The organism is Azospirillum sp. A1-3 (assembly GCF_023806445.1).
Lineage (GTDB): Bacteria > Pseudomonadota > Alphaproteobacteria > Azospirillales > Azospirillaceae > Azospirillum.
Genome location: NZ_JAMSLU010000001.1, coordinates 2413793 through 2437909, shown reverse-complemented (window position 1 = coordinate 2437909; position 24117 = coordinate 2413793). Strand labels below are relative to the sequence as shown.

Below are 24117 nucleotides of genomic sequence, written 5' to 3'. Positions count from 1 at the left end.
GACGGCCATTCGCCGGGGTTCAGCCGGCCAGGGGAACGCAAATCTCCGTCAGCCACTCGGCCGGCGGCAAGGCCCGCGGGTTGTTGAGGTATTCCTCGTAGCAGGGGGCGTTTCCCGGCGCGTGGCCGCTGTTGGGCAGCCATTCCCCATAAAGCCAGCGGTAGACTGCGCCCAGTTCGGCATAGGGACCCTTGTGCCGCACCACGGCATGGCGCCCGCCGGGAATCTCCACCACGCGGACCGTCCCGTCCTCCACCACATCCCGGTCCAGCATAAGCCCGGCGAAGGAGCGCAGTTCCTCCGGCTTCACCGATTCCGGATCATCGTAATAGATGGCGAAGCTGCGGGTGCCCGGGCCAGTAAGTCCCTGCTTGGACGTCCAGGCGAAGAGCCTGTCGAAGCTGGTGCCGATGGTCATGTAGGGGCCGGTGTGCGGCAGCCCGACGATGCGGTAGGCGGGGAGATCGCGGATTTCGACCTCGTGCATGCTGTCCTCCGTTCGATGAGTGGTCGGGACTGGAGGATTGAGCCGCCCCCGCTTGCGGTAAGCGGCCGGCGTCACGCCATAGCTTTGCCCGAAGGCGCGGGTGAAGGCTTCGACGCTGCCATAACCCGCCCGCCGGGCGATGGCCGGCATGGCGATGCTGTCGCGCACCAGATCGCCTGCCGCCCGGTGCAGGCGCAGCCGGCGCAGGGTTTCGGCCGCCGTCTCACCGGTGATCGCCCGATAAACGCGGTGGAAGTGGTACGGCGAGAAGCAGGCGACCTCCGCCAGCCGGTCGAGGTCGAGCGGTTCATCCAGATGGGCGGCAATGAATGCCACCACCCGTTCGATCCTGTCGCCGTAATCAAGCCGCGTGCCGGGCTTGGCCGCAACCGCGGAACACGGCACGGGCCAAGCTGCCGATGAGCCGGCGGAGATGCTGTCGTGGGTCATGGGGTGACGTCCTCCAGTCCCGCCGATGCTAGCCGGCAGCCGCTTGATCGCGCTTGCGGAGTTACGCCGCCGGCCAGCCCGTCGCCGCACGCACCTCACCCACCCGCGTGCCGGCGCGGTTCAGCAGCGGGGCGGTCAGCAGGTGCGGCACACGCGCCCATTGGGCGTCGGTCAGCGCCCGGGTCGAGCGGATCAGCGCGGCAAGCGCCACTTCACGGGCGCGGGCGGCGCCATCCTCGATCTTCAGGGCGATGCCGATTCCCTGCTCCGGAATCACGGCGCAGCCGACACCCTCGGCCCCGCCCTTGACCAGCACGGCGCCGCCAGCCGCCTCCATCAGCGCGGTGTCGAAGGTGCCGGTGCCGCCGATCAGGAAGGGGTGCTTGCCCCAGGCGGCGGCGATGCGGGTGACGGCCTGCGCCCGGGCATCGGGCAGGTCGACCGGGTCGGCGATGCGGGCCATGGCATAGGCGATGGCGCCCAGCGGGATGCCGATGGTGGGGATGGAACAGCCGTCGACGCCCCAGGGCGCGCCGAACAGGTCCTGGCCGGTCATCTGCTCCATCACGCCCAGGATGCGCTGCTGCACCGGGTGTTCGTAGCGGACATAGCCCTTCAACCGCTCGCCCTTGTGCTTGGCGGTGGTCAGGAAGCCGCTGTGCTTGCCCGAACAATTGTTGTGGAAGGCGGTCGGCGCCTCGCCGCGGCGGACCAAATCCTCGGCGGTGGCGGGATCGTAGGGGATCTGCGCGCCGCATTCGTAATCGTCGAGCGTCAGCCCGACCCGTTCGGCCCAGGACCGCACCAGCTCCGTGTGCCGTGCCTCGCCATTGTGGGAGGAGCAGGCCAGCGCCAGTTCCTCGTCCCCCAGCCCAAAGGCGTCGAGCGCGCCGCTTTCCACCAGCGGGATCGTCTGCAGCGACTTGATGGCGGAGCGCGGGTAGACGGGCGCGTCGATGTCGCCCCAGCGCGCCAGCACATGGCCGCCGGCATCGATGATGCAGGCACGGGCGCGGTGGACCGACTCCACCAGGCTGCCGCGCGTCACCTCGACGGTGATCGGGCTTTCCGCCGGGCCGGAAAGGTCGGCGCGGCCTTCGGCGCTCTCGCCATGATGGTGGGAATGGCCGTGGTGGTGATCCCCACCGCAGCAGGAATGGTCGGGAGTATGATCGTGGCTCATGCCGGCAAGCTTGCCTCGGGCGACCGGCGGCGGCAAGCTCCCGCCCGGTTATCCTTACCTCGGAATGTGCGGGTTCTTCATGCGTGGTTATTTCGGAATTGGGGTCGAGCGGATCAGCAAGCCGGGCAACGTCGGCAACCTGATGCGCACCGCCCATGCCTTCGGCGCCTCCTTCTTCTTCGCCATCGATCCGGAACCGGATCTGCGGGAGACGAAGCTGGTCGACACCTCGGGCGCCACGCTGCACCTGCCGCTCTACATCCACGAGCGGGTCGCCGACTTCACCCTGCCCCGGGACTGCATGCTGGTCGGGGTGGAACTGACCGACGACGCGGTGGAACTGCCGAGCTTCCGTCACCCGTCCCGCGCCGCCTATGTGCTGGGGCCGGAGCGCGACAGCCTGTCGCCCGCCCTGCTGGCGCGTTGCGACCATGTGGTGAAGATCCCGATGTCCTTCTGCATCAATGTCGGCGTCGCCGGGGCGCTGGTGATGTATGACCGCATGATCTCGCTCGGCCGCTTCGCCGAGCGCCCGGTCCGTCCCGGCGGCCCGCTGGAGGCGCCGGCCCAGCACCGCCACGGCCGCCAGATCATGCGCAATGCCGACCGCCGCCGCCGCATCCGCGGGGAGCAGAAGCCGGTGGAGAGTGACGGCGACGAGTAAGGACCGGGATCAGATCGGCAGCGGATCGTCCCCGGCGACGGCGCAGATCCGCTGCACCACCGCCGGCTTCGGTGCCGACACCTCCCCCTGTTCGAAGGCCACCACCTGAAGCGTGCCGCGCACGGCCTCCAGCAACTCGCCCCGGCGCAGCAGGAAATCGGGGGAGGAGGGGCGGCCGAAGCGGGCGTTGCCGTCGGCGAAGGTCTCGTAGATCAGCACGCCGCCCGGCTCCAGCGTCGCCAGCAGGGCGGGGAGGAGCGGACGGTGCAGGTAGTTGGTGACGACGATCCCGGCGAAGCGGGCGTCGGCGGGCAGGGGGCCGAGGCGACCTGCCGAATCGCCGGTTTCCAGATCGGCCTGCACCAGGGTAACGCCGGCAATCCCCTCGAGGTCGGCGACGCCGCCGAGGTCGCGGTCCAGCCCGACCACCGGATGGCCGCGCCGCTGGAACAGACGCAGATGCCGCCCGCCGCCGCAGGCGAGGTCGAGCACCGGGCCGCCGGCGCGCACCAGCGGAGCGAATCGCTCCACCCAGGCGGAGGGCGGCGACAGCGGATGCGGTGTCGGCATGGCGGATTTTCCTTATCCAGACTTTTTTCGATGGCCGCGGGAACGATATCACAGGAGCTACGTCGGACAGGCCCGTCCGATGTTTGACGGCGCGGCCCGGCCGTGCTGAATTAGGGCGATTCCCCGAGTCGCGCCGCTACCCGGACCGGCGTACCGGGGCCTGTCCTTCCTGCTGCGGGTTAGTTTGGGGCTTGTGGGGATATGATCCTCTTCGCGTTGAGATGCTCGGCCGACCACCAGTTCGAGGCGTGGTTCCGCAACGGCGCCGCCTATGACGAACAGGCGGCGGCGCACCAGATCGCCTGCCCGATCTGTGGCGACACCGTCGTCGGCAAGGCGCCGATGGCCCCGCGCATCGCCAAGGGCGTCGCCAGGGCCGCCGACCGCGCCCGCGAACAGGCCGAAGCGGTGGCCGCGAACGCCCCGCCGTCCGCGGCCCCGGCCGTCCCGGCCGTCCCGGCCAATGCCGTGCCCGCCGCCCTTCCCGCGCCGATCCCCGCACCCGTCCCTCTGCCGAACGCCGCCGACGTCGTCGCCGCCCTGCCGCCCAGCCTGAACGACGCCCAGCGCGAGGCGGTTGCGGAGGTGATGCGGCAACTGACCGAGGTGCGGCGCAGCGTGGAAAAGAACTGCGACTATGTCGGCGACCGCTTCGCCGAGGAGGCGCGGCGCATCCATTATGGCGAGTCCGACCCGCGCGGCATCTATGGCGAGGCGTCGGACGAGGAAGTCGCCGAACTCAACGACGAGGGTGTGACCTTCCATCGCATTCCCTGGATTCCGCGCACCGACTCCTGAGCACGACCGGCGGGCAGATCGGCGGCCATCGTCCGGCCGGCCGGCGGATCGCCACTGATTCCGCACGAAACCATTTGAAAAACTGACTATTTGCAGGGCGCTCCCAACAGGGGGCGCCTTTGCATTTGCGGCTACTGCATTGAGTTGGTTTTGTTTTTTGGCATGCGCCGGCCTACCGGCAACCCGCCCCATCGACCAAGGTAGGGGGTGCGCCCAACAATGATCTGTATCAAACAATTGGGCAGGTCAAGGGCGTACGAATTACGGGGAGAAACCCGGACGCGACTGCCCGGACGGCAACTGCCAGCCTGTCTCTTGGACGTGTCTCTCGGACCCAGCCTTGCGGACGGCCGAACACTTGCCGGCACTCGATGAGGGGACGCACATGAATCAAAATGCACAACGGATCGTGAACAATCCGAAGTTCCAGGAGCTGGTGGCCAAGCGGTCCGCCTTTGCCTGGACTTTGTCGATTGCCATGCTGGTCATCTATTTCGGCTTCATTCTGCTGGTTGCCTTCGGGAAAGAGTTCCTGGGCACGCCCATCGGTTCGGGCGTCACCACCTGGGGCATGCCCATCGGCGTCTTCACCATTCTGTCCGCCTTCATCCTGACCGGCATCTACGTCCAGCGGGCGAACGGCGAATTCGATGAACTGAACCGCCAGATCCTGGAGGAAACCAAGTGATGCGCGCCGTCACCACCCGCATCGCCAGCACGGTCGCCGCGACGGCCGCCGCGGCCGGTGCCCTGGTTCCCGCCTCCGTCTATGCCGCTGGCGCCGTCGAGGGCGCGGTGCAGAAGCAGGCGACGAACGTCGAAGCCATCGTGATGTTCCTGGTCTTCGTGCTGTTCACGCTGGGCATCACCTACTGGGCGGCGCGCCGTACCAAGTCGGCCAAGGACTTCTACGCCGCCGGCGGCGGCATCACCGGCTTCCAGAACGGCCTGGCCATCGCCGGCGACTACATGTCGGCAGCCTCCTTCCTCGGCATCGCCGGCCTGGTGTACGCCAACGGCTTCGACGGCCTGATCTACTCGGTCGGCTTCCTGGTCGGCTGGCCGATCGTGCTGTTCCTGATCGCGGAGCGGCTGCGCAACCTCGGCAAGTACACCTTCGCCGACGTCGCCTCCTACCGCTTCCAGCAGACGCCGATCCGCACGCTGTCGGCCTGCGGCTCGCTGGCGACGGTCACCTTCTACCTGATCGCCCAGATGGTCGGCGCCGGCAAGCTGATCCAGCTGCTGTTCGGTCTCGACTACATGGTCGCCGTCATCATCGTCGGCGTGCTGATGATCGGTTACGTGACCTTCGGCGGCATGCTGGCGACCACCTGGGTGCAGATCATCAAGGCGGTGCTGCTGCTGTCCGGCGCGTCCTTCATGGCCTTCATGATCCTCGCCAAGTTCGGCTTCAGCCCCGAGGCGATGTTCAAGGCCGCCGTCGACGTCCACCCGAAGGGTCTGGCCATCATGTCGCCGGGCGCCTTCGTCACCGATCCGGTCGACACCATCTCGCTCGGCCTGACCCTGATGTTCGGCACCGCCGGCCTGCCGCACATCCTGATGCGCTTCTTCACCGTTTCCGACGCCAAGGAAGCCCGCAAGTCGGTCTTCTACGCCACCGGCTTCATCGGCTACTTCTACATCCTGACCTTCATCATCGGCTTCGGCGCCATCGTCCTGATCCTGGGCAAGGATGCCAACGGTGCCTATCCGTTCCTGACCGCCGCTCCGGCGGAAGGCGTCAAGGCGGCTGTCGCCTCGGTCATCGGCGGCACCAACATGGCGGCCATCCACACCGCCCATGCGATCGGTGGCGACCTGTTCTTCGGCTTCATCTCCGCCGTCGCCTTCGCCACCATCCTGGCGGTGGTCGCGGGTCTGACGCTGGCCGGCGCCTCGGCCGTGTCGCATGACCTCTACGCCTCGGTCTTCGCCCGTGGCCGTGCCAACGAGGCCGACGAGATCCGCGTGTCGAAGATCACCACGGTCATCATCGGCATCGTCTCCATCGTGCTGGGCATCGCCTTCGAGAACCAGAACGTCGCCTTCATGGTGGGTCTGGCCTTCGCCATCGCCGCCTCGACCAACTTCCCGGTCCTGCTGATGTCGATGTTCTGGGGCAAGATGACCACCCGCGGCGCCGTCATGGGCGGTGCGATCGGCCTGATCTCCGCCTGCGTCATGATCGCCCTCGGCCCGACCGTGTGGAAGGCCGTGCTGGGTCACCCGACCGCCATCATCGGCTACGCCAACCCGGGTGTGTTCTCGATCGTCCTCGCCTTCGTCGGTATCTGGTTCTTCTCGATCACCGACAACAGCGCGCAGGCCCAGAAGGAGCGTCGCGACTTCGAAGACCAGTATGTCCGGTCGCAGACCGGCCTGGGTGCCGAGGGTGCGTCGGCTCACTAAGAAGAAGAACCAAGGAAGGGATTGCGTCTCGCACCGCATCCCTTCCCCCCTCGGGCGAGCCTGAACCCGGGGGGCCAAGTCTGGGCGGTGACCGAACTACGCCGCCAAATGTCGCACCCGCTTCCGGCGTCCCGCCCGGCGGGTGTATCCTGAAAAGCGCCTCCGGACTCGATCCGGGGGCGCTTTTTTCATGATCAGCCATCTCCCGACCCTGCCATCTCCCGACGGAGTCCGCCCGTGCAGCATGCGATGCCGACCGCCTCCCCGGATTTCGATTTCGGGCGTCCTCCCTTCGACCTGCTGACGGAGGGGCAGCGCGCGGCGCTGGCCGGTGCGCTCGACATCGCGCTCTATCCGCGCGACACCGTCATCCTCAGCCGGGAGGAACCGGCCGACGCGCTGTATGTCGTGCTGCGCGGCGCCGTCCAGGAGCGCCGCGGCGGCGAGGTGGCGGCGGTTCATGGTCCCGGCGACCGGTTCGGCCTGCAGGCGCTGTACGCCACCGCGGGCGACGGAGCCGGCGTGACCGGCGCCCGCCGCTTCGTCGCGGCGGAGGAGTGTGCCTGTCACCTGATTCCGCGCGCGGCGCTGGAGGCGCTGGCCGCCGAGAACCCGGCGTTCGGCACCGCCATTCTCGGCGATTTCGCCCAGCGCATGCGCGATCTGGCCGCCTTGCGCTCCAACCGCGAGATGGCGGCGCTGACCATGGCCCGCATTCGGCAGGCCTATCTTCACCCGCCGCTGTTCGTCGATGCCGCCGCCAGCCTGCGCGACGCGGCGGAGGCGATGCGGCAGAACCGCGCCAGCAGCGTGCTGGTGCGCGGGGCGGATGGGGCCATGGGCGGCACCACCGGCATTCTGACCGGCACCGACCTGCGCGATCTGGTGGTGCTGGACGGCCGGCCGGTGACCGACCCGGTCGGGCCGGTCGCCCGCTACGGCCTGTTGACGCTGGACCGCGACGATCTGCTGTTCAACGCGCTGGTGCTGATGACCAAGCATGCGGTGCGCCGCATCGTGGTGACGGAGAACGGCGCCATCGTCGGGCTGTTGGGGCAAAGCGACCTGCTGGCGGTGCTGTCCAACCATTCCCAGGTCATCGGGCTGCAGGTGGAGCATGCCACCGATCCCGCCGACCTGCGCCGGGCCAGCCGCTCCATCGTCGAGCTGATCCGCACCCTGCACGCCACCGGCGTGAAGGTCTCCTTCATCGCCGATCTGGTGACGGAGCTGAACCGCCGCATCTTCCGCAAGCTGTTCGAGCTGCTGGCCCCGCCGGAGCTGCTGGCCAACAGCTGCCTGATCGTGATGGGCAGCGAGGGGCGCGGCGAACAGCTGCTGAAGACCGACCAGGACAACGGCCTGATCCTGCGCGACGGCTTCGAGTGCCCCGATCTGCCGAGGATCGCCGCCGACTTCACCCGCCATCTGGTCGAGTTCGGCTATCCGCCCTGTCCCGGCAACATCATGGTCTCCAATCCGGAATGGACCCGGCCGCTCGCCGGCTACAAGGACGCCCTGTTCAACTGGGTCCACCGCCCGGACGAGGCGGCGCAGATGAACCTCGCCATCTTCTACGACGCCGCCCCGGTGGCCGGCGACGCCACCCTGCTGGCCGAGGCGAAGGACTATCTGCTGAGCCGCCTGCAGGACAACCAGATGTTCTTCACCCAGTTCGCCCGGCCGACCCTGTCCTTCGACACGCCGAGCGGCCTGTTCGCCGCGCTGTTCGAGCGGCGCCGGGCGGAGCCGGTCGACATCAAGAAGGCCGGCATCTTCCCCATCGTCCATGGCGTGCGCGCGCTGGCGCTGGAAAAGCACCGGGCGGAGACCAACACGGTGGAGCGCATCCAGGTGCTGGCCGAGCTGGGGGCGCTGGACCGCAAGATGGCCGCCGATCTGGTGGAGGCCTTCACCATCCTGTCGACCATCCGTCTAAAGGCGCGCGTCGATCTGCCGGATGAAACCGAAGGAGGGGAGGAGGGGGCGGAACTGGCGATCGACAACCTCGTCCACCCCGACCGGCTGGGCAAACTCGACCGCGACCAGTTCAAGGACTGCCTGGCGCTGGTGAAAAGCTTCAAGGAGCTGATCGCCCACCATTTCCGCCTGAATCATTGAGGCGGCGACCATGGGATATCCCGATCACGGCGACACCGACCGGCGCGAGCGTGTGGCGATCCATTGCGAAGCGACCAGCTTCGATCCGGAGGCCGCAACGCCTCTGGCCTTCGCAGCCATCCGCATCCGCGGCCCCCGCATCCTGACCGGAAGCGCGCTGCTGCTCCATCCCGGCAGCGACACCGGCCTTGCTGAGGCCGGCGACCTGCTGCACGCCTTCATCGGCGACCGTCCGCTGGTGGGCTACTACCTCGACTTCTCGGTCACCATGGCGGAGCGCCTGACCGGGCGGCCGCTGTCGGACGAGCGGACGGAAGTGTCCAGCCTCTATTACGCCCGCAAGATCCGCAGCATGTCCAAACAGGCGGTCGATCTGCGGCTGGACAGCCTGATCCAGGATCTCGACCTGCCGGTCCGGCCCGACGGCGCCTTCGGCATCGCGTTGACCGCCGCCATGGCATGGCTTCGGCTGACACAGGACGGGCGCTGAAGAATCAGAACCCGATGCGCTCCACCGCGACGTCGCGGTCGTGGGTCAGCGACGGGACCATGCCACGGGCCTCCGCCACCCGGTCGAGGTCGAGGTCGGCGGTGATGAAGCCGACATCAGTGCCGGCATCGGCCAGCACTTCGCCCCAGGGGGCGATCAGCAGGGAGTGGCCGTAGGTCTGGCGGCCCTGGTCGTGACTGCCGGTCTGGGCCGGGGCGACGACGAAGCAGCCGGTCTCGATGGCGCGGGCGCGCAGCAGCGTGTGCCAATGGGCGCGGCCGGTCGGCACGGTGAAGGCGGCCGGCACCGTCAGGATCGATGCCCCCGCCTGGGCCAGCACCCGGTACAGATAGGCGAAGCGCACGTCGTAGCAGACCGTCATGCCGATGCCGCCCCAGGGGCTGGCCGCCACCACCGCCCGCTCGCCCGGCTGGAAGGTCGCCGATTCGCGATAGGACTCGCCGTCCTTCAGCGTGACGTCGAACATGTGGATCTTGTCGTAGGAGGCGACGATCCCGCCATTCGCGTCGAACAGGTAACTGCGGTTGGCGGCGCGCCCGTCGTCGAGCAGGACATGCAGGGTGCCGCCGAGAATCCAGGCTCCGGTCTCCCGCGCCAGATCGGCGAAGAAGGGGATGCCGGGATGCTCCGACTCGGTGCGGACGCGCTCCATGGTCTTGGCGCGGCCCTGGACGATCCAGCCGACATTCTCCGGCAGGGCGATGAAATCCGCCCCGGCGTCGCGGGCGCGGCGGACGAGGTCGCCCGCCGCCCGCAGGTTCGGCTCAAGCTCCGTGCCTGCATTCACCTGGACGCAGGCGGCCTTCAGAATGCCGGCAACGGCACGTCCGTTCAGGCCGTCGCTCATGCGGCGATGCCGAGCAGCGGGTCGAGCTTGCCGGCGCGGTCAAGCGCGTGGATGTCGTCACTGCCGCCGTAGGGCTTCCCGTCGATGAAGATCTGCGGGACGGTGGTCCGGCCCTCCGACCGCTCGATCATCTCGCTGCGGCGGCCCGGCTGGGCGTAGAGGTCGATTTCCTCGTATTTCACGCCCTTGCCGTCGAGCAGGCTCTTGGCTCGCATGCAGTAGGGACAGAAAGGCGTGGTGTAGATGACGACGTCGGCCATGCCACTTGGCTCCTGTTGCAGGTGGAGAAACTATAGGATCAACCTGCGGGAGGCGCCAGACGTTGCAACCCGCGCCGAACGCCGGTCAGCGTCGCCGGGCATGCCCCTTTTCAAGCGTCAGCGATGCACCACGCGCGCCAGCGTCAGCACGTCGACCTGGGCCGCCCCGGCGCGCAGCAGGACCCGCGCGCATTCCGCCAGCGTCGCCCCGGTGGTCATCACATCGTCGACGATCACCAGCCGCTGGCCGGTCACCGACTGTCCCGGCCGCAGGCGGAAGGCGCCCTTGACGTTGCGATGGCGCCCCTGGCGGTCCAGTCCGCCCTGGGTCGGGGTGGATCGGTGGCGTTGCAGCAGGTCGGGGGTGGCGGCAACGCCGCAGTGGCGCGACAGCGCCTGCGCCAGCAGGGCCGCCTGGTTGTAGCGGCGGTGGAACAGGCGGGCGCGGTGCAGTGGGACCGGCAGCAGCCGGTCGGCATCCTCCAGCAGCTCCCGCCCGGCGCGGGCCAGCCAGACGCCGTAGGCCTTGGCGGCATGGATGCGGTCGCCATGCTTGAAGCCCAGCACCAGCGGCCGGCTGCCATCGTCATAGGCCAGGACGGCGCGGGCGCGGGTGAAGGGCGGCGGTGCGGCCATGCAGGCGCCGCACAGCGTGCCCTCCTGCGCCTCATACTCGAAAGGCAGGCCGCAGCAGGCGCACAGCGGCGGGGCGATGAAGCTCAGCTTGACCCAGCAGGCGGCGCACAGGCCGCCCTGGCGGTCCACCGCCTCGCCGCAGCTGAGGCAGCGCGGCGGCAACAGTGCGTCGAGCAGCAGGGTCGCCGCACCGGTTGCGATGCGGCCAATTCCGGCGAGAGAGGCGGGCGCCTGCATCGGCCGGACCCCTCATTGCAGCATGGCGATGCGTTCGAAGATCACGCCGGTGTAGTCGCGCAATGCCAGATAGATCGCCGGGCCGGTGGCGAACAGGATCAGCAGCGTCGCGAAGAACTTCACATCCTGCTGCAGCGACGATTCGTTGATGTTGGTGGCGCTTTGGAACAGCATCAGCCCGGCCGACAGCAGGGCGGTGATGCCCAGCGGCGGCAGCGCGATCTTCAGGATGACCATCAGCGCTTCGTGGCTGACGGCAATGGCTTCGTCGATGCCCATTCCAATGCCTGTGCGGGTGGTGGCGTGGCGAAGGTGACTTGAAGAAGGTATCTGGGCTGCGAGTGTAGCACGGTTGTCGTGCCGCCGGGCTGGGGTATAGTGCGGCCATGACAAGCCCCGACAGCATGACCGTCTTCGACCGCGCGCTGGTCCGCCGCCGCCGCGACCGCGCCGTCGCCGAATTCACCGACCACGCCTTCCTGTTCGAGGAGATCGCCGACCGGCTGGCCGACCGGCTGGAGGACGTGATCCGTCCCTTCCCGCTGGCGCTCGACGTCGGCTGCCACGACGGGGCGATGGGACGCATCCTGAAAGGCCGCAAGGGGATTGAACGGCTGGTCGCCTGCGACCTGTCGCCGGACTTCGCGCGCGCTGCCGGCGGTCCGGGCAACCCCACCGTCGCGGCCGACGAGGAGTTCCTGCCCTTCGCCCCCGGCAGCTTCGATCTGGTGGTCAGCAATCTCAGCCTGCACTGGGTCAACGACCTGCCGGGCGCCCTGGTGCAGATCCGGCAGGCGTTGAAGCCGGATGGGTTCTTCTGCGCCTCCATGCTGGGCGGCCAGACGCTGGCCGAACTGCGCCGCTGCCTCTTCGAGGCGGAGATGGAGGTGTCGGGCGGCGTCTCCCCCCGCGTGTCGCCCTTCGCCGAGATCAAGGATGCCGGCGGGTTGCTGCAACGTGCCGGCTTCGCCCTGCCGGTGGTCGACAGCGATGTCATCACCGTGACCTACTCCGACGCCTTCGCCCTGATGCGCGAACTGCGCGGCATGGGCGAGACCAACGCCGTGCTGGCGCGGCGCAAGGTTCCGGCAACCCGGTCCATGCTGTTCGACGCGGCCCAGCGCTATGCCCAGCTCTACGCCGAGCCGGACGGGCGGATTCCGGTGACCTTCGAGGTGCTCTATCTCGCCGGCTGGTCGCCGCATGAAAGCCAGCAGCAGCCGCTGAAGCCCGGCAGCGGACAGATCCCGCTGGGCGACGCGCTGAAGGGCAAGGGCCTGCACTGAGCCAGGAGGCGGGAGGCCGGTTTACGCAACCAGCTTCCACGCCATCCAGCCCAGAACCCCGGCGTTCACCAGCATGATCGCCGGGGCGACGCGGGCGACGGCGGTCCGCCAGGTGCGGCCGGCGATGTGGCCGGCCAGTCCGACCGCCAGCAGGCTCGGCACTGTGCCGAGCGCGAAGGCGGCCATGCCGAGGGCGCCGGTCAGCGCGCTGCCGCTCGCCGCCGCCACCGCTATGGCGCCATAGAGCATCCCGCAGGGGATGAAGCCCAGCGCCACCCCCAGCCCATAGCCGCGCCATCCCGTCGGATTGCCGAACAGCGGACGGGCGAGCCGGGACACCCGGTCGCCCCACCAGCGCTGCAGCCCGTTGTTGCCCAGGGAGGGCATCCTGGGCAGCCAGGACAGGACGTTGCGAACGGCATAGCCGAGGAAGAACAGCGCCGCCAGCGCCAGCAGCGCCACCGACAGCCAGCGCAGGCCGGGCAGCGCCCCGACATGACCGGCGACCGAGGCCGACAACGCGCCGATCAGCGCATAGGTCGTCGCCCGGCCGGCATGGTAGGGCAGCACCGCCGCTCCGGTCAGGCGCCTGAACTCCGACATCGCCGACAGCGGCACCCGCTCCAGCCGCGCCGATACCTGGGCCAGCACGAAGGGGCCGCACATGCCGGTGCAATGGGTGGTGCCGCCGACCAGCCCGGCGGTCAGCAGGGCCAGCAACAGCCCGCCGTCGCGGTCGATGACCACGGCACACTGGTTCAGTCCGGCATCCAGCAGCGACAGCGCGTCCAAGGCAAGGCCTCTCCGGTTCGGGAACTCGCGGCGATCATAGGGAGAGGGGGAGGGCGGCCCAATGACGTGCGTCAATGGTCGAGGTGCGCTTTTGGGGGTGTGGGGCAAAGCGACCGGGAATGGTTCAGCGGCGGTCGCTTAACCCCACGCCCCTACGCCAGCAGGCGGGCGATGGGCGGTCGGCTGGGGTGGAGGACGACGCCGTCGTCGGCCGGTTCGACCTTCGCATCCGGATAGGCGGCCAGCGCATATTGCAGGGCCTGGACGAAGCGCGGCTTGAAATGCTTCATCTGGTCGTAGCCGGCGCCGAACTGCGCATAGAGCGACGGCCAGGAGATTGGCTGCGGCCGGCTCAGCGAATGCAGCCGATAGGCCAGCCAGACATAGAGGTCGAGGCTGAGCGAGCGGTCCTTCAACTGCCGCACCGCCTCCTCCAGCAGCGGCACCGGGTGGTCGCGCAGGGCCTGGAAGAAGGTCTCGTCCAACTGCACCACATCGTTCCACAGCGTGCCCTGGCGGTCGTCGCCGAGATCGTCGTGGAAGATCAGGCCGCGCTTGACGATGCCGCCCTTCTCGAACACGTCGGCGTCCTCGCCGTCCCAGAAGAATTTCAGCGTGCAGGCGGAAATGCGCAGCGACTGTTCGCGGAAGCCGCGGAAGGTCTCGCCGCCGACGCTGATCCCCATCCGGGTCAGCCAGTCGCGCATGGAACGGCCCAGTTCGACCTCGCGCCGGCCGGTGCGCACGGCCTGGGTCTGCAGATAGATCAGGATCATCCGCGCCCGCGCGCCATAGGGGACGCCGAACAGCTTCATCTTGCCGTTCACCTTCAGCCGGCCGGGTTCGACCAGCAGCGTCACCTGATGGCCGCGCTTTTCCCAGGGAACGTCGTCGGCCAGCTTCTTGTGCGGCAGGCTGGTCAGGCAGAAGCCGCTGTAGGTGATGCCGAGATGCTGGTTCTCGTCCGCCAGGATGTCGGCGGCGATGTCCACCAGCGTCCGCTCCTCCGGCCGGACCAGGGCGCGCGCCTTGTCCCGGCCATGTTCGATCACCAGCCTGTGTATGTCGCCCATGGCAGCCTCACCCGGATGTTGTGGCATCCTGGTGAGCGGCGGGCGGTGGAGTCAATGTGGGGTTAGGCGACCGGGCTAGTCGACGGTTAGTTGTTAGACTTATTAGTTGAGTCGCCGCTTATCCCCATGGGGAAAGCCCGAGTCGCGCCGCTTTTCCCCACGATTCCGACGCTTTTCCCCACGGGGGACGGGGTGGAGAAAGGGTGCCGGTCGCTTTTCCCCACGGGGCGCGAGGGGCGACTCGCGGTGGTTGCGGAGGGACTCGGGGGCAGCGGGGGCGGTCGCTTAACCCCACGGGCGGGACAGTGCCGTTGCCCCCTCCCTAACCCTCCCCCGCCTCTGGCGGGAGAGGGAACTCTGCCGCTCATGCACTCACCCCCCTCTCCCGCGAAGCTCTCGCACAAAGCTATGCTTTGTGCTGACGCGACAGGCGGACCGGAGGTCCGCTGAGAGCGGGGGAGGGTCGGGGAGGGGGCATTCGAAGCCGAAACGTCCTCAATGGCTCATCAACACCGGAACCGTCATGTGCCGCAGCATGAAACGGGTCATGCCGCCCAGCACCAGTTCGCGGAAGCGGGAGCGGCCATAGGCACCCATCACCAGCAGGTCGCAGCTTTCGTCGGCGGCCATGTTCAGCAGGGTGTCGCCGGGCTCCACCACGTCGGTGGCGACATGGGTGGCCTCCACGCGGCAGCCGTGGCGGGACAGGTGGCGGGCGATGTCGGCGCAGGGCTCGTCGCCCAGGCCGTTCGGGCCGGGCTTCGGATTGGCGGCCATCACCACCACGCGCTTGGCGGCGGTCAGCAGGGGCAGGGCGTCGCCGACGGCGCGCGCCGCTTCGCGGCTGCCGTTCCAGCCGACCAGAACCCGCTCGCCGATGGTGGCGAAGCGGCCGGCATAGGGGACGACCAGAAGCGGGCGGCCGCATTCGAACAGCAGGTCGGCCGGCTGGGCGACGGGCTGGTCGCGGTCGCGGTCCGGATCGGGCTGGCCCACCACGATCAGGTCGGCGTAACGGCCGCGCACCGCGGCGGTGATGGTCGGGTCGCCTTCCTGCGTCAGCCATTCGGACCGGTCGGTCAGACCATGGTGGCGCATGGCGTCGTCGAAGGCCGCCGCCATCCGGTCCGTCTGGTCCTTGCGGCTCTGCCGTCGGCTTTCGCGCAACTCCTGCGGGATTTCGGCTTCGATATAGCCGGGGAACACCGTGTCGGTGAAGACATAGAGCGCGGTCAGATGCGCATCGCACCGGGTCGCGAGCCGCGCCGCAAGGTCGAGACGTGCCGCGGACGCGGGCGTATCATCGACGACGACCAGGAAGTCCTTGAGAGCCATGGCGTAATTCCTGCCCAAATTGTGATCGTTGCCGTTATCGTCGGGGGTCTGTACGACCATGCGGTGCCGATCGGGGCGACATCCCCAGCCGCGTTGGCCCCACTTGTATTGGCAGTATAAATCCGACCGGCTCAGCCGCCGCCTTTCCATTCCAGGGCACAGCCATGCCCCCGCCGCGTTCCTGCACCGCACAAAAGCGATCGGGGGTCGGACTTCCGGCCAAAGTTGCAATCTCAGGCCGCAAGTGGCGTGACAAAGAACCGAGACAATTCCATCGCTCTTTCTCTGCGAAACAGAAAACCCGGATTGTGTGCGTTGCTTTGCTGCAACCGCGGCTTGAATGAATACTATGATATGCCCATGGACATGCCCATGTGTCTCCGTTGCATCGCCTGTAGAAATGTCCAAGCTCTGTTGCACCGGGGCAGCTTTGGTTTTGACGGGTGGGTGACACTTCGCGTAAGTGTTGGGTATCGATTTCCTGATGAGTACCCCACTCTATCCTCGCCATGAGTCCAGATCCCCGAATCTCCGCGCTGGCCGACGCTTTATCGGGTGCCGCTTCCGGTGCGCCGGGGCTTGACGCCCTGCGTCAGATTCTCGACGCCATGACGGTGAAGGTGGCGTTGATGGACCCGCAGCGGCGGCACATCTACGCCAACCGCGCCTATCTGGAGATGATGGGGACGACGCTCGAAAAGGCGGTCGGCGGCACCATCGGCGAACTTCTGGGGCCGGATCTTCAGCGCAACACCCAGGCCGCTGCCGAACGCGCGCTGGCGGGCGAGACGGTGCAGACCGAAGGCTGGATCACCCAGGCCGACGGCCAGCAGCGCTACGTGATGCGGCTGCACGCGCCGCACCGGGCGGAAGACGGCGCCATCACCGGCTATTTCGTGATCCTGCAGGACATGACCGAGCGCCGGCAGGTGCAGGACGACCTGTTCCGCCTCGCCTACTACGACCCGGTGACCGGCTTGGCCAACCGCCTGATGCTGCTGAAGCACATGGCGGACTATCGCAACATGGGCGAGCCCTTCACGCTCGTCATCCTGGACATCGACCGCTTCGCCGAAATCCGCAGCAGCATGGGGCAGGGCTTCGCCAACGAGCTGCTGGACGGTCTGGCGCAGCGGATGGCGGCGCAGGCCGCGGCCTTCGACCTGATCGCGCGCGTCAGCGACCATGCCTTCGCCATGCTGGCCGGCGGCGTCTGCGATCGGCCGGCGCTGGAAAGCGCCGTCGAGGAGCTGGCGGCGGTGGTGCGCTCCGCCCGCTCCAGCTCCGGTGGCACCGTGTTCCTGTCCGCCAGCATCGGCGTCGCCGTCTCGATGCCGACGCACGAGCGCCCCGACGACGTGCTGCGCGATGCCGAGATCGCCACCGCCCGCGCCCGCGAGCAGGGCGGCGGCCGGCAGGCCTGGTTCGATCCGGCGATGCATTCCCATGTGGTCGAGCAGGTGCGGCTGGAACACGATCTGCGCGGCGCGCTGGACAGCGGCAGCGACCTGTGGGTCGCCTACCAGCCGATCGTGGAGATGGTGACCGGTGGCCTTGCGGGGTTCGAGGCGCTGATGCGCTGGACCCATCCCGAACGCGGCAACATCCCCCCCGGCATCTTCATCCCGATCGCCGAGAGCACCGGTCTGGTGGTATCGCTCGGCACCTGGGTGTTGCGGCAGGCCTGTCGGCAGATCGCGGAGTGGCAGGACCGCCGGGAACCGGGCTCCGCCCCGCTGTTCATGAGCGTCAACCTGTCCAGCCACCAGCTGTCCGACCCCAACTTCGTCCAGGTCGTGCGCGAGGTTCTGCGCGAAACCGGGGTGGAGCCGTCCTGGATCAAGCTGGAGCTGACGGAAAGCGCGGTGATGGACAAGGCGGAACAGTCGATCCGCCTGCTGCGCGACCTGCGGGCGCTGGGCATCAAGCTGTCGATCGACGATTTCGGCACCGGCTATTCGTCGCTGTCCTACCTGCACAAGCTGCCGATCGACAGCCTGAAGGTCGACCGGTCCTTCGTCTCGGCCATGCACCAGTCGGAGGAAAACCGCGCCATCGTCCGCATCATCATGGATTTGGCACGTCTGCTGGGCTTCGACGTGATCGCCGAGGGCATCGAGACCAGCGCCGACGCCAACCTGCTGCGCGCGCTGGCCTGCGACTACGGCCAGGGCTATCACTTCGCCCGCCCCTTGCCGTCGGCGGAGGCGGGCAAGCTGGTCGGCGGAGAGCTGCCGTGGCAGATGCCGCGGTGAGGGCGGCGGCCTGACGCCGCCCCCTGAACCTTACTTTCCTCGGGCTTACTTTCCCCGGACGAACTTCGGCGTACCCGCCGCGCTGGGCAGCAGGCGGATGGCGTAGGGGCTGGTGCGCATCTGCGCCACCGCCTGGGCCGGGCCCGGCACGCTCTCGCGATAGCCGACGATCAGGTCGGCGCCCTTCTGCTGCACGCTGTCGATGGCGACGCCATAGCCGGCCGTATCGCGCGGCCCCAGGAAGACCGCCACCGCCATCCGGCCGCCGGGCAGGGAGGACGGGGTCGGCTCGCCGACCCGCGCCCACAGCGCCGACCATTCGCCGGAATCGCGGGCGACGACATAGGCGCGTTCGGCGGCGCTGCTGTGGTCGCCCTGCCAGCCGGTCCCGGCCTCCGCCTGGGCCGGCAGCAGATTGCCGTCGGCACGGTCGTTGCCGCCCTGGCAGGCGGCCAGAAGCAGCGCGGGCGTGAACAGCAGCGGGATCAGGCGGAGACGGAACGGCATCTTCATGGGACGGTCAGGCGCTCCGCGGCAGGATCGTCTCGACCAGCGACGCCCAATAGCTGGCGCCGGTGGTCAGGATCGCGTCGTTGAAGTCGTAATGCGGGTTGTGCAGGCGGCAGGAGGGCCCGCGATGTCCGCCGTGGCCGAGCCAGATGTAGGCGCCCGGCCGCTCCTTCAGCATATAGCCGAAATCCTCCGCCGCCATGGTCGGGGCGGGGGCCCAGACCACATTCTCGTCGCCCACCACCTTGGCCGCCGCCGCCGCCGCGATGCGCGCCTCCGGCTCGCTGTTCACCGTGGCGGGATAGCCGGGACGGAAGCGCAGTTCGGCCTTGGCGCCCAGACCTTCGGCGATGCTGGAGACGAGGCGGGCGAACTGCTCCTGGATGCGGCGGTGGTTCTCTTCCGAGAAGGTGCGCATGGTGCCGAGCATCCGCGCGCTGTCGGGGATGACGTTCGCCGCGGTGCCGGCCTCCACCACCGTGATCGACACCACGGCACTGTCGGCCGGGTTGGTGCCGCGGCTGACCAGGCTCTGCGCCGCGGTGATGATGTGGGCCGACACCAGCACGGGATCGATGCCGCGGTGGGGCATGGCGGCGTGGGCGCCGTGGCCGGTCACATGGATTTCGAACTGGTTGGCCGCCGCCATCACCGGGCCGGGATGAACGGCGATCTGGCCGGCCGGCAGTTCCGGCCAATTGTGCAGGCCATAGATCTGCTCGCAGTCGAACTGCCGGAACAGCCCGTCGTCGATCATCCGCTTCGCACCGCCCAGCCCTTCCTCGGCCGGCTGGAAGATGAAGTGGACGGTGCCGTCGAAGTTGCGCGTCTCCGCCAGATAGCGGGCGGCGCCCAGCAGCATCGTCGTGTGGCCGTCATGGCCGCAGGCGTGCATCTTGCCGGCATGGCGCGAGGCATGGTCGAAGTCGTTGGCCTCCGGCATCGGCAGCGCATCCATGTCGGCGCGCAGGCCGATGGTCCGGCCGCTGCCGGTGCCGAGCCCCTTCAGGGTGCCGACCACCCCGGTCCCGCCCAGGCCGCGATGCACCGTGATGCCGAATTCCGCCAGCTGCGCGGCGACGATGTCGGAGGTGCGCTCCTCCTCGAACCCCAATTCCGGGTGGGCATGGATGTCGCGCCGCCACGCGGTCATGTCGTCCTGGAAGGCGGCGATGCGGTTGTTGATCGGCATGTCTCTAACGTCTGGTTGGAACGGCTGGATGGCGTTCAGGGGAACTGGCGGGAGAAGGTGGCAAGGGACAGTGGATCGGCAACGAAGATGGGGCGTACGGCCGGAACCGGCCAGACCGGGGCGGCATCCCGGACGTAATGGCGCCAGTCTGGCCGATTTATGTGGCGAACGCCAGCGACAGCAAAGAGCAATTCCGGGACTTAGAACGGCGCGGCTCCGCCGCAGGAGAACAGCCCGGTGCAGCCGTCGGGCTTTACGATCCGCGTGGTCGACGGCGGATTGGCCGCCAGCTTCGAGGCCGGACGGATCGGCCGCCGCACCAGTTCGCCCCCGCAGTTCGGGCAGCGTTCCCCCGGCAGCCGGGCGCGGCAGTCGGCGCAGAAGGTGCACTCGAAGGAGCAGATATAGGCGTCCGGCGCCTCGGGCGGCAGGTCGCGGTCGCAGCATTCGCAGTTGGGGCGCAGGTCCAGCATGGCGTGGTCTCCGGTTCAGGGATGCGCCATGGAGGATAGCGAGAGTTTCGGCGGCCGGTGAGTGGCACGAATGCCGACGGGCGTGAAGATCTTGCCAAAGCGGTGCGCTGTCGTCGGCAGAGGCCATCGATGCGGTGGTTCAGCCTGCGACGAGCGCGGCCAGGACTTCGGACGCCAGCAGGCTGGGGTTGACCGGCTTGGCGATGACGCGGGTGACGCCCAGCTTGGCGAAGGCGGCGGAGGTCAACTGGGACGGCACCTTGTCGTCGATGGCCGACAGGATGACCACCGGCATCTCCGGACGCAGGGAACGGGCGGCCTTGATCACCTCGAATCCATCATGGTCCGGCATGATGATGTCGGTCAGGACGAGGTCGAACTTCTGCACATACAGGATACCGATCGCCTCCGTGGCGCCGGCGCACAGGGTCAGGTCATGACCTTCGCGCGTCAGGATCGCGCGGATCAGGTTGCGCGTGACCGGATCGTCGTCAACCACAAGCAGCTTGGCCATGCCAGTTCCCGTCGCCTCACTATTGCGCGCAGATATAGCCTGAACTTCGGCCTAAGCCAGAGGTCCTAGTCAATAGCACGGGCGCCATTCCGCGTGTCAAAATGTCACGCGGCGCCCAGTTGCAGTCATTTGGATGCCACGCTGTGAGAAACAGACCGGTTCCGGTCCGCCGGCCTTGGAATGCGTTGTCCGTTTGGGGTAGTGTCCGCCCGCACCCCACGGACCAACAACGAGCAGACGCAAGACCGATGTTGCTTCCCAACGCCGTCCGCCGAATTGCCGGGGCCGCCTTTGCCGGTTCTGTCCTGTCCACCGTTTTCGCCGCCGGGCTTTTTGCCTCCGGCATGGCCGCCGCGCCGGCCGCCGCGGCCGATCCGCGCCATCTCGGCACCTTCAAGGACTGGAACGCTTTCGTGTTCGAGGAGAAGGGGCAGAAGGTCTGCTACATCTCCAGCCAGCCCAAGAAGACGGAGCCGAAGGCGAAGCGCGGCGACATCTATACGCTGGTCACCCACCGCCCGGCGGAAAAGGCCCTGGACGTCGTCAGCGTCATCGTCGGCTATCCGTTCAAGAAGGGCAGCGAGGCCGAGGTCATCATCGACGGCAAGGACTTCAAGCTGTTCACCGACGGCGAGACGGCCTGGGCCCGTGATGCCGACGGCGACCGCGCCGTGACCGCGGCAATGCGCGACGGCAAGCAGATGGTGGTGAAGGGCGTGTCCGGCCGCGGCACCAAGACGACCGACACCTACAGCCTGACCGGCGTCGGCCAGGCCTATGACGCCATCAACGAGGCCTGCGGCGTGAAGCGCTGATCGCCACAGCAGTTTACTTGGTCTTTTTCCCCTCGAGTCTTTTGACTCCGCGCGCTCATGGCCCTATGTAGTGGGGCCATGAGCGCCTCCAATCATGCCTCCGCCTTCGTTCCGCCGGCGACCGATGCCGACGGACGCAAGAACCTTGTCGGCCTGTCCCGCGAAGAGCTGGAAGCCGAGATGCTGTCGATCGGCCTGGAAAAGTTCCGGGCGCGCCAGCTCTGGCACTGGATCTATCACCGCGGCTCCACCGATTTCGCCGAGATGACCACGCTGGCCAAGCCGGTGCGGGAAAAGCTGGCCGACGTCTACATCGTGGCGCGGCCGACGGTGGTGAAGGACCTGAAGTCGGCGGACGGCACCCGCAAGTGGCTGCTGCGCATGCCGGACGGGCAGGAGGTGGAGAGCGTCCACATCCCCGAGGAGGATCGCGGCACGCTCTGCGTCTCCTCGCAGGTCGGCTGCACGCTGACCTGCCGCTTCTGCCACACCGGCACGCAGCGTCTGGTGCGCAACCTGGATTCGGCGGAAATCATCGCGCAGGTGATGCTGGCGCGCGACATGCTGGGCGAATGGCCGGCGCCGCCCGACGGGCGCATGCTGTCGAACATCGTCATGATGGGCATGGGCGAACCGCTGTTCAATTACGACAACGTCGCCAAGGCGCTGAAGATCGTGATGGACGGCGACGGCATCTCGATCTCCAAGCGACGCATCACGCTGTCGACCTCCGGCGTCGTGCCGATGATGGAGCGCTGCGGCGAGGAGCTGAACGTCAACCTCGCGGTCAGCCTGCATGCGGTGAACGACGAGCTGCGCGACATCATCATGCCCATCAACCGCAAATATCCGCTGCGGGATCTGATGGAGGCCTGCCGCAATTACCCCGGCCTGTCGAACGCCCGGCGCATCACCTTCGAATATGTGATGCTGAAGGGGATCAACGACACGCCGGCCGATGCGCGGGCGCTGGTGAAGCTGCTGGAAGGCATCCCGGCCAAGATCAACCTGATCCCCTTCAACGAATGGCCGGGTGCGCCGTACGAGCGGTCGACCGCGCGGGCGATCCAGGTCTTCGGCGACATCGTCAACAATGCCGGCTACGCCAGCCCCGTCCGCACCCCGCGCGGCGAGGACATCATGGCCGCCTGCGGCCAGTTGAAGAGCGCCAGCCTGCGCCTGACCGCCGCCGAACGCGCCGCCATCGCCAACGTCATCGCCGAGAAGGACGCGGCGCTGGCGTCGTAAGGACGGCTTCCCGACAGTGCGTCGCCCCCGGTAATTGCGGAGGGCGCCGTGCTGTGACAGGGTGTCGGCACTTCCGCCAACCAGATCCGGCCCCAGCATCGGTATGCCCGCCCCCATCGAGGACATCATCGCCAAGGCGATCAAGGATGCCGACAAGTCCTTCTTCAACGAGGATTATGCCAAGCAGGCGAAGGCGGTGACCGCCGCGCTGAAGAAGGCGGGGTACGAGGTGGCGCCGGTGAAGCCGCCGCCGGGGCTGGTCGAATGGGCCAAGGACAACATTCCGTTCGGCCGTCTTCGACCCGCTGAACTGATTACGCAGATGTACTCGATGATGGTCGAGAACGTGCGCCGCTTCGACAAGTAGCGAGGGGCCAGGCGCGGCGGCCCCAGACTGGCCTCATTCGCTGGTAATACCACAGAACCCGAAGGCCGTTTCTTTTCAGCCACTTCCCGCGCTGCGCCAAAATCGTCACACCAGCACTTTCGGCCACCCCCCGCCGTTGACTCGGCTGCTGCGGGAGCGTAATTCATTGCGCCAACCAATAGGACGGGACAGCCGTCCCAAAAGGGCACGCACCACCCAGCCGCCGCGGCAATCGTCATGTTGCGCCGCGTCCGGCCGCGAACAGAGGACGACGCAATGGCAAACGGCAGCGGTCGGCCGCTCTCCCCGCACCTTCAAGTCTACAAACTCCCGTTGACCGCAGTTATGTCCATCACGCACCGCATCACGGGCGTTGGACTGGCTGTCGGCACGCTTCTGCTGGTCTGGTGGCTGGTCGCCGCCGCCGCCGGTCCGGAGGCGTTTGCGCGCGCGCAGGGCTTCATCGGGTCGTTCTTCGGCCTGCTGCTGATGTTCGGCTGGTCGGCGGCGCTGTACTACCACCTGTGCAACGGCATCCGCCATCTGGTCTGGGACGCCGGCAAGTCGTTCGAGCTGACCGATGCCGACCGCAACAACAAGGTCGTCCTCGGCGCGACGGCGGTGCTGACCGTGCTGACCTGGATCGTCGGCTTGGCCGTGTGGTGAGGAGATAAGACATGGCGTCCAATAGCAAGACCCTCCGTTCGCCGCTTCAGGTCGCGCGCGGTCTGGGTTCCGCCAAGCATGGCACCGAACATTGGTGGTCGCAGCGTCTGACCGCGATCGCGCTCGTCCCGCTGACCGTCTGGTTCGTCTTCGGCGTCATCGGCCATCTCGGCGCCGATCACGCCGGGTTCATCACCTGGATGAAGTCGCCCTTCTCGGCCGTCATGATGGTCCTCACCGCCGTGGTCACCTTCCACCACGCCCAGTCCGGGCTGCAGGTGGTCATCGAGGACTACGTGCATGTGGAATGGCAGAAGATGGCGCTGATCATCGGCGTCAAGTTCCTGTCCTTCGCCCTGGCGGCGGCCTGCGTGCTGGCCGTCGTGAAGATCTTCATCGGAGCCTGACGACC

The 24117-nt window shown here is 67.8% G+C and carries 27 protein-coding genes; 13 read left to right on the top strand and 14 right to left on the bottom strand.

What is annotated here, in order from left to right:
• Window positions 1-19 precede the first annotated feature (19 nt).
• Both M5E06_RS11735 and M5E06_RS11730 read right to left on the bottom strand, forming a co-directional pair.
• Window positions 20-937 (bottom strand): AraC family transcriptional regulator, encoded by a 918-nt coding sequence (locus tag M5E06_RS11735; protein ID WP_252138283.1) that lies wholly within the window; start codon window positions 935-937, stop codon window positions 20-22.
• Between the two features lie 61 nt (window positions 938-998).
• Window positions 999-2120, bottom strand: a complete 1122-nt coding sequence (locus tag M5E06_RS11730) for an asparaginase (RefSeq protein WP_252138282.1) — start codon at window positions 2118-2120, stop codon at window positions 999-1001.
• A gap of 79 nt (window positions 2121-2199) precedes the next feature.
• Between M5E06_RS11730 and M5E06_RS11725 the strand changes: the two genes are divergently transcribed.
• Entirely contained in the window at window positions 2200-2784 is a 585-nt protein-coding gene (locus tag M5E06_RS11725; RefSeq protein WP_109076076.1) for an RNA methyltransferase, read from the top strand.
• A 9-nt stretch (window positions 2785-2793) separates the two neighbouring features.
• Here the strand turns inward: M5E06_RS11725 and M5E06_RS11720 are convergent, their stop codons facing one another.
• Window positions 2794-3354 (bottom strand): class I SAM-dependent methyltransferase, encoded by a 561-nt coding sequence (locus M5E06_RS11720; protein ID WP_252138281.1) that lies wholly within the window; start codon window positions 3352-3354, stop codon window positions 2794-2796.
• Between the two features lie 201 nt (window positions 3355-3555).
• On the opposite strand from M5E06_RS11720, the gene M5E06_RS11715 reads away from it, so the two are divergent.
• From M5E06_RS11715 to M5E06_RS11695, 5 genes are all read left to right on the top strand, one after another.
• Window positions 3556-4152: a DUF1178 family protein gene (locus M5E06_RS11715; RefSeq protein WP_252138280.1), complete on the top strand. Its 597-nt coding sequence runs from the start codon at window positions 3556-3558 to the stop codon at window positions 4150-4152.
• A gap of 385 nt (window positions 4153-4537) precedes the next feature.
• On the top strand, window positions 4538-4840 hold the full coding sequence (locus M5E06_RS11710) for a DUF485 domain-containing protein (protein ID WP_109152408.1): 303 nt from the start codon (window positions 4538-4540) through the stop codon (window positions 4838-4840).
• Window positions 4840-6567, top strand: coding sequence for a cation acetate symporter (locus M5E06_RS11705; RefSeq protein WP_252138279.1), 1728 nt, complete (start codon window positions 4840-4842; stop codon window positions 6565-6567). The genes M5E06_RS11710 and M5E06_RS11705 overlap by 1 nt, the downstream gene beginning before the upstream one ends.
• 249 nt (window positions 6568-6816) lie before the next feature.
• Window positions 6817-8688, top strand: coding sequence for a DUF294 nucleotidyltransferase-like domain-containing protein (locus M5E06_RS11700; RefSeq protein ID WP_252138278.1), 1872 nt, complete (start codon window positions 6817-6819; stop codon window positions 8686-8688).
• 10 nt (window positions 8689-8698) lie between these two features.
• Entirely contained in the window at window positions 8699-9178 is a 480-nt protein-coding gene (locus tag M5E06_RS11695; protein ID WP_109152411.1) for a 3'-5' exonuclease family protein, read from the top strand.
• A 4-nt stretch (window positions 9179-9182) separates the two neighbouring features.
• On the opposite strand, the gene M5E06_RS11690 is transcribed toward M5E06_RS11695, so the two are convergent.
• The 4 genes from M5E06_RS11690 to M5E06_RS11675 form a co-directional block, all read right to left on the bottom strand.
• Window positions 9183-10046, bottom strand: coding sequence for a carbon-nitrogen hydrolase family protein (locus tag M5E06_RS11690; RefSeq protein ID WP_252138277.1), 864 nt, complete (start codon window positions 10044-10046; stop codon window positions 9183-9185).
• Window positions 10043-10306, bottom strand: a complete 264-nt coding sequence (gene grxC, locus M5E06_RS11685; RefSeq protein WP_109152413.1) for a glutaredoxin 3 — start codon at window positions 10304-10306, stop codon at window positions 10043-10045. Before grxC ends, M5E06_RS11690 begins: the two co-directional genes overlap by 4 nt.
• A 117-nt stretch (window positions 10307-10423) precedes the next feature.
• On the bottom strand, window positions 10424-11179 hold the full coding sequence (locus M5E06_RS11680; RefSeq protein ID WP_252138276.1) for a ComF family protein: 756 nt from the start codon (window positions 11177-11179) through the stop codon (window positions 10424-10426).
• A gap of 12 nt (window positions 11180-11191) precedes the next feature.
• Complete coding sequence (locus M5E06_RS11675) at window positions 11192-11458, bottom strand: flagellar biosynthetic protein FliQ (RefSeq protein ID WP_109152415.1); 267 nt, start codon at window positions 11456-11458, stop codon at window positions 11192-11194.
• A 107-nt stretch (window positions 11459-11565) separates the two neighbouring features.
• Between M5E06_RS11675 and M5E06_RS11670 the strand changes: the two genes are divergently transcribed.
• Entirely contained in the window at window positions 11566-12465 is a 900-nt protein-coding gene (locus M5E06_RS11670) for a methyltransferase domain-containing protein (protein ID WP_252138275.1), read from the top strand.
• A gap of 21 nt (window positions 12466-12486) precedes the next feature.
• Here the strand turns inward: M5E06_RS11670 and M5E06_RS11665 are convergent, their stop codons facing one another.
• The 3 genes from M5E06_RS11665 to M5E06_RS11655 all read right to left on the bottom strand — a co-directional run bounded on the left by M5E06_RS11665 (window position 12487) and on the right by M5E06_RS11655 (window position 15665).
• Window positions 12487-13257 (bottom strand): sulfite exporter TauE/SafE family protein, encoded by a 771-nt coding sequence (locus M5E06_RS11665; RefSeq protein ID WP_252138274.1) that lies wholly within the window; start codon window positions 13255-13257, stop codon window positions 12487-12489.
• Between the two features lie 152 nt (window positions 13258-13409).
• Entirely contained in the window at window positions 13410-14330 is a 921-nt protein-coding gene (locus M5E06_RS11660; RefSeq protein WP_085090460.1) for a replication protein RepA, read from the bottom strand.
• A gap of 495 nt (window positions 14331-14825) precedes the next feature.
• Complete coding sequence (locus M5E06_RS11655) at window positions 14826-15665, bottom strand: universal stress protein (protein WP_252138273.1); 840 nt, start codon at window positions 15663-15665, stop codon at window positions 14826-14828.
• A gap of 509 nt (window positions 15666-16174) precedes the next feature.
• Here M5E06_RS11655 and M5E06_RS11650 point away from each other — a divergent pair.
• Window positions 16175-17920, top strand: coding sequence for a putative bifunctional diguanylate cyclase/phosphodiesterase (locus M5E06_RS11650; RefSeq protein WP_252138272.1), 1746 nt, complete (start codon window positions 16175-16177; stop codon window positions 17918-17920).
• Between the two features lie 45 nt (window positions 17921-17965).
• On the opposite strand, the gene M5E06_RS11645 is transcribed toward M5E06_RS11650, so the two are convergent.
• The 4 genes from M5E06_RS11645 to M5E06_RS11630 all read right to left on the bottom strand — a co-directional run bounded on the left by M5E06_RS11645 (window position 17966) and on the right by M5E06_RS11630 (window position 20609).
• Window positions 17966-18433, bottom strand: a complete 468-nt coding sequence (locus tag M5E06_RS11645; RefSeq protein WP_252138271.1) for a protease complex subunit PrcB family protein — start codon at window positions 18431-18433, stop codon at window positions 17966-17968.
• 7 nt (window positions 18434-18440) lie between these two features.
• On the bottom strand, window positions 18441-19622 hold the full coding sequence (locus tag M5E06_RS11640) for a M20 aminoacylase family protein (protein WP_252138270.1): 1182 nt from the start codon (window positions 19620-19622) through the stop codon (window positions 18441-18443).
• A 200-nt stretch (window positions 19623-19822) separates the two neighbouring features.
• Window positions 19823-20095, bottom strand: coding sequence for a DUF1272 domain-containing protein (locus M5E06_RS11635; RefSeq protein ID WP_252138269.1), 273 nt, complete (start codon window positions 20093-20095; stop codon window positions 19823-19825).
• Window positions 20096-20234: 139 nt separating this feature from the next.
• Window positions 20235-20609: a response regulator gene (locus tag M5E06_RS11630; protein WP_109076094.1), complete on the bottom strand. Its 375-nt coding sequence runs from the start codon at window positions 20607-20609 to the stop codon at window positions 20235-20237.
• Window positions 20610-20857: 248 nt separating this feature from the next.
• Here M5E06_RS11630 and M5E06_RS11625 point away from each other — a divergent pair, with 248 nt between their 5' ends.
• The 5 genes from M5E06_RS11625 (at window position 20858) to sdhD (ending at window position 24112) form a co-directional block, all read left to right on the top strand.
• A complete protein-coding gene (locus M5E06_RS11625) occupies window positions 20858-21424 on the top strand; it encodes an invasion associated locus B family protein (protein ID WP_109152090.1) in 567 nt (188 codons plus the stop codon).
• 78 nt (window positions 21425-21502) lie between these two features.
• Window positions 21503-22672, top strand: a complete 1170-nt coding sequence (gene rlmN / locus M5E06_RS11620) for a dual-specificity RNA methyltransferase RlmN (protein ID WP_252138268.1) — start codon at window positions 21503-21505, stop codon at window positions 22670-22672.
• A 103-nt stretch (window positions 22673-22775) separates the two neighbouring features.
• Window positions 22776-23039, top strand: a complete 264-nt coding sequence (locus M5E06_RS11615; protein WP_014248979.1) for a hypothetical protein — start codon at window positions 22776-22778, stop codon at window positions 23037-23039.
• Window positions 23040-23315: 276 nt separating this feature from the next.
• Complete coding sequence (gene sdhC, locus M5E06_RS11610) at window positions 23316-23705, top strand: succinate dehydrogenase, cytochrome b556 subunit (RefSeq protein ID WP_098738833.1); 390 nt, start codon at window positions 23316-23318, stop codon at window positions 23703-23705.
• 11 nt (window positions 23706-23716) lie between these two features.
• Window positions 23717-24112: a succinate dehydrogenase, hydrophobic membrane anchor protein gene (gene sdhD, locus M5E06_RS11605; protein WP_109076099.1), complete on the top strand. Its 396-nt coding sequence runs from the start codon at window positions 23717-23719 to the stop codon at window positions 24110-24112.
• Window positions 24113-24117 lie beyond the last annotated feature (5 nt).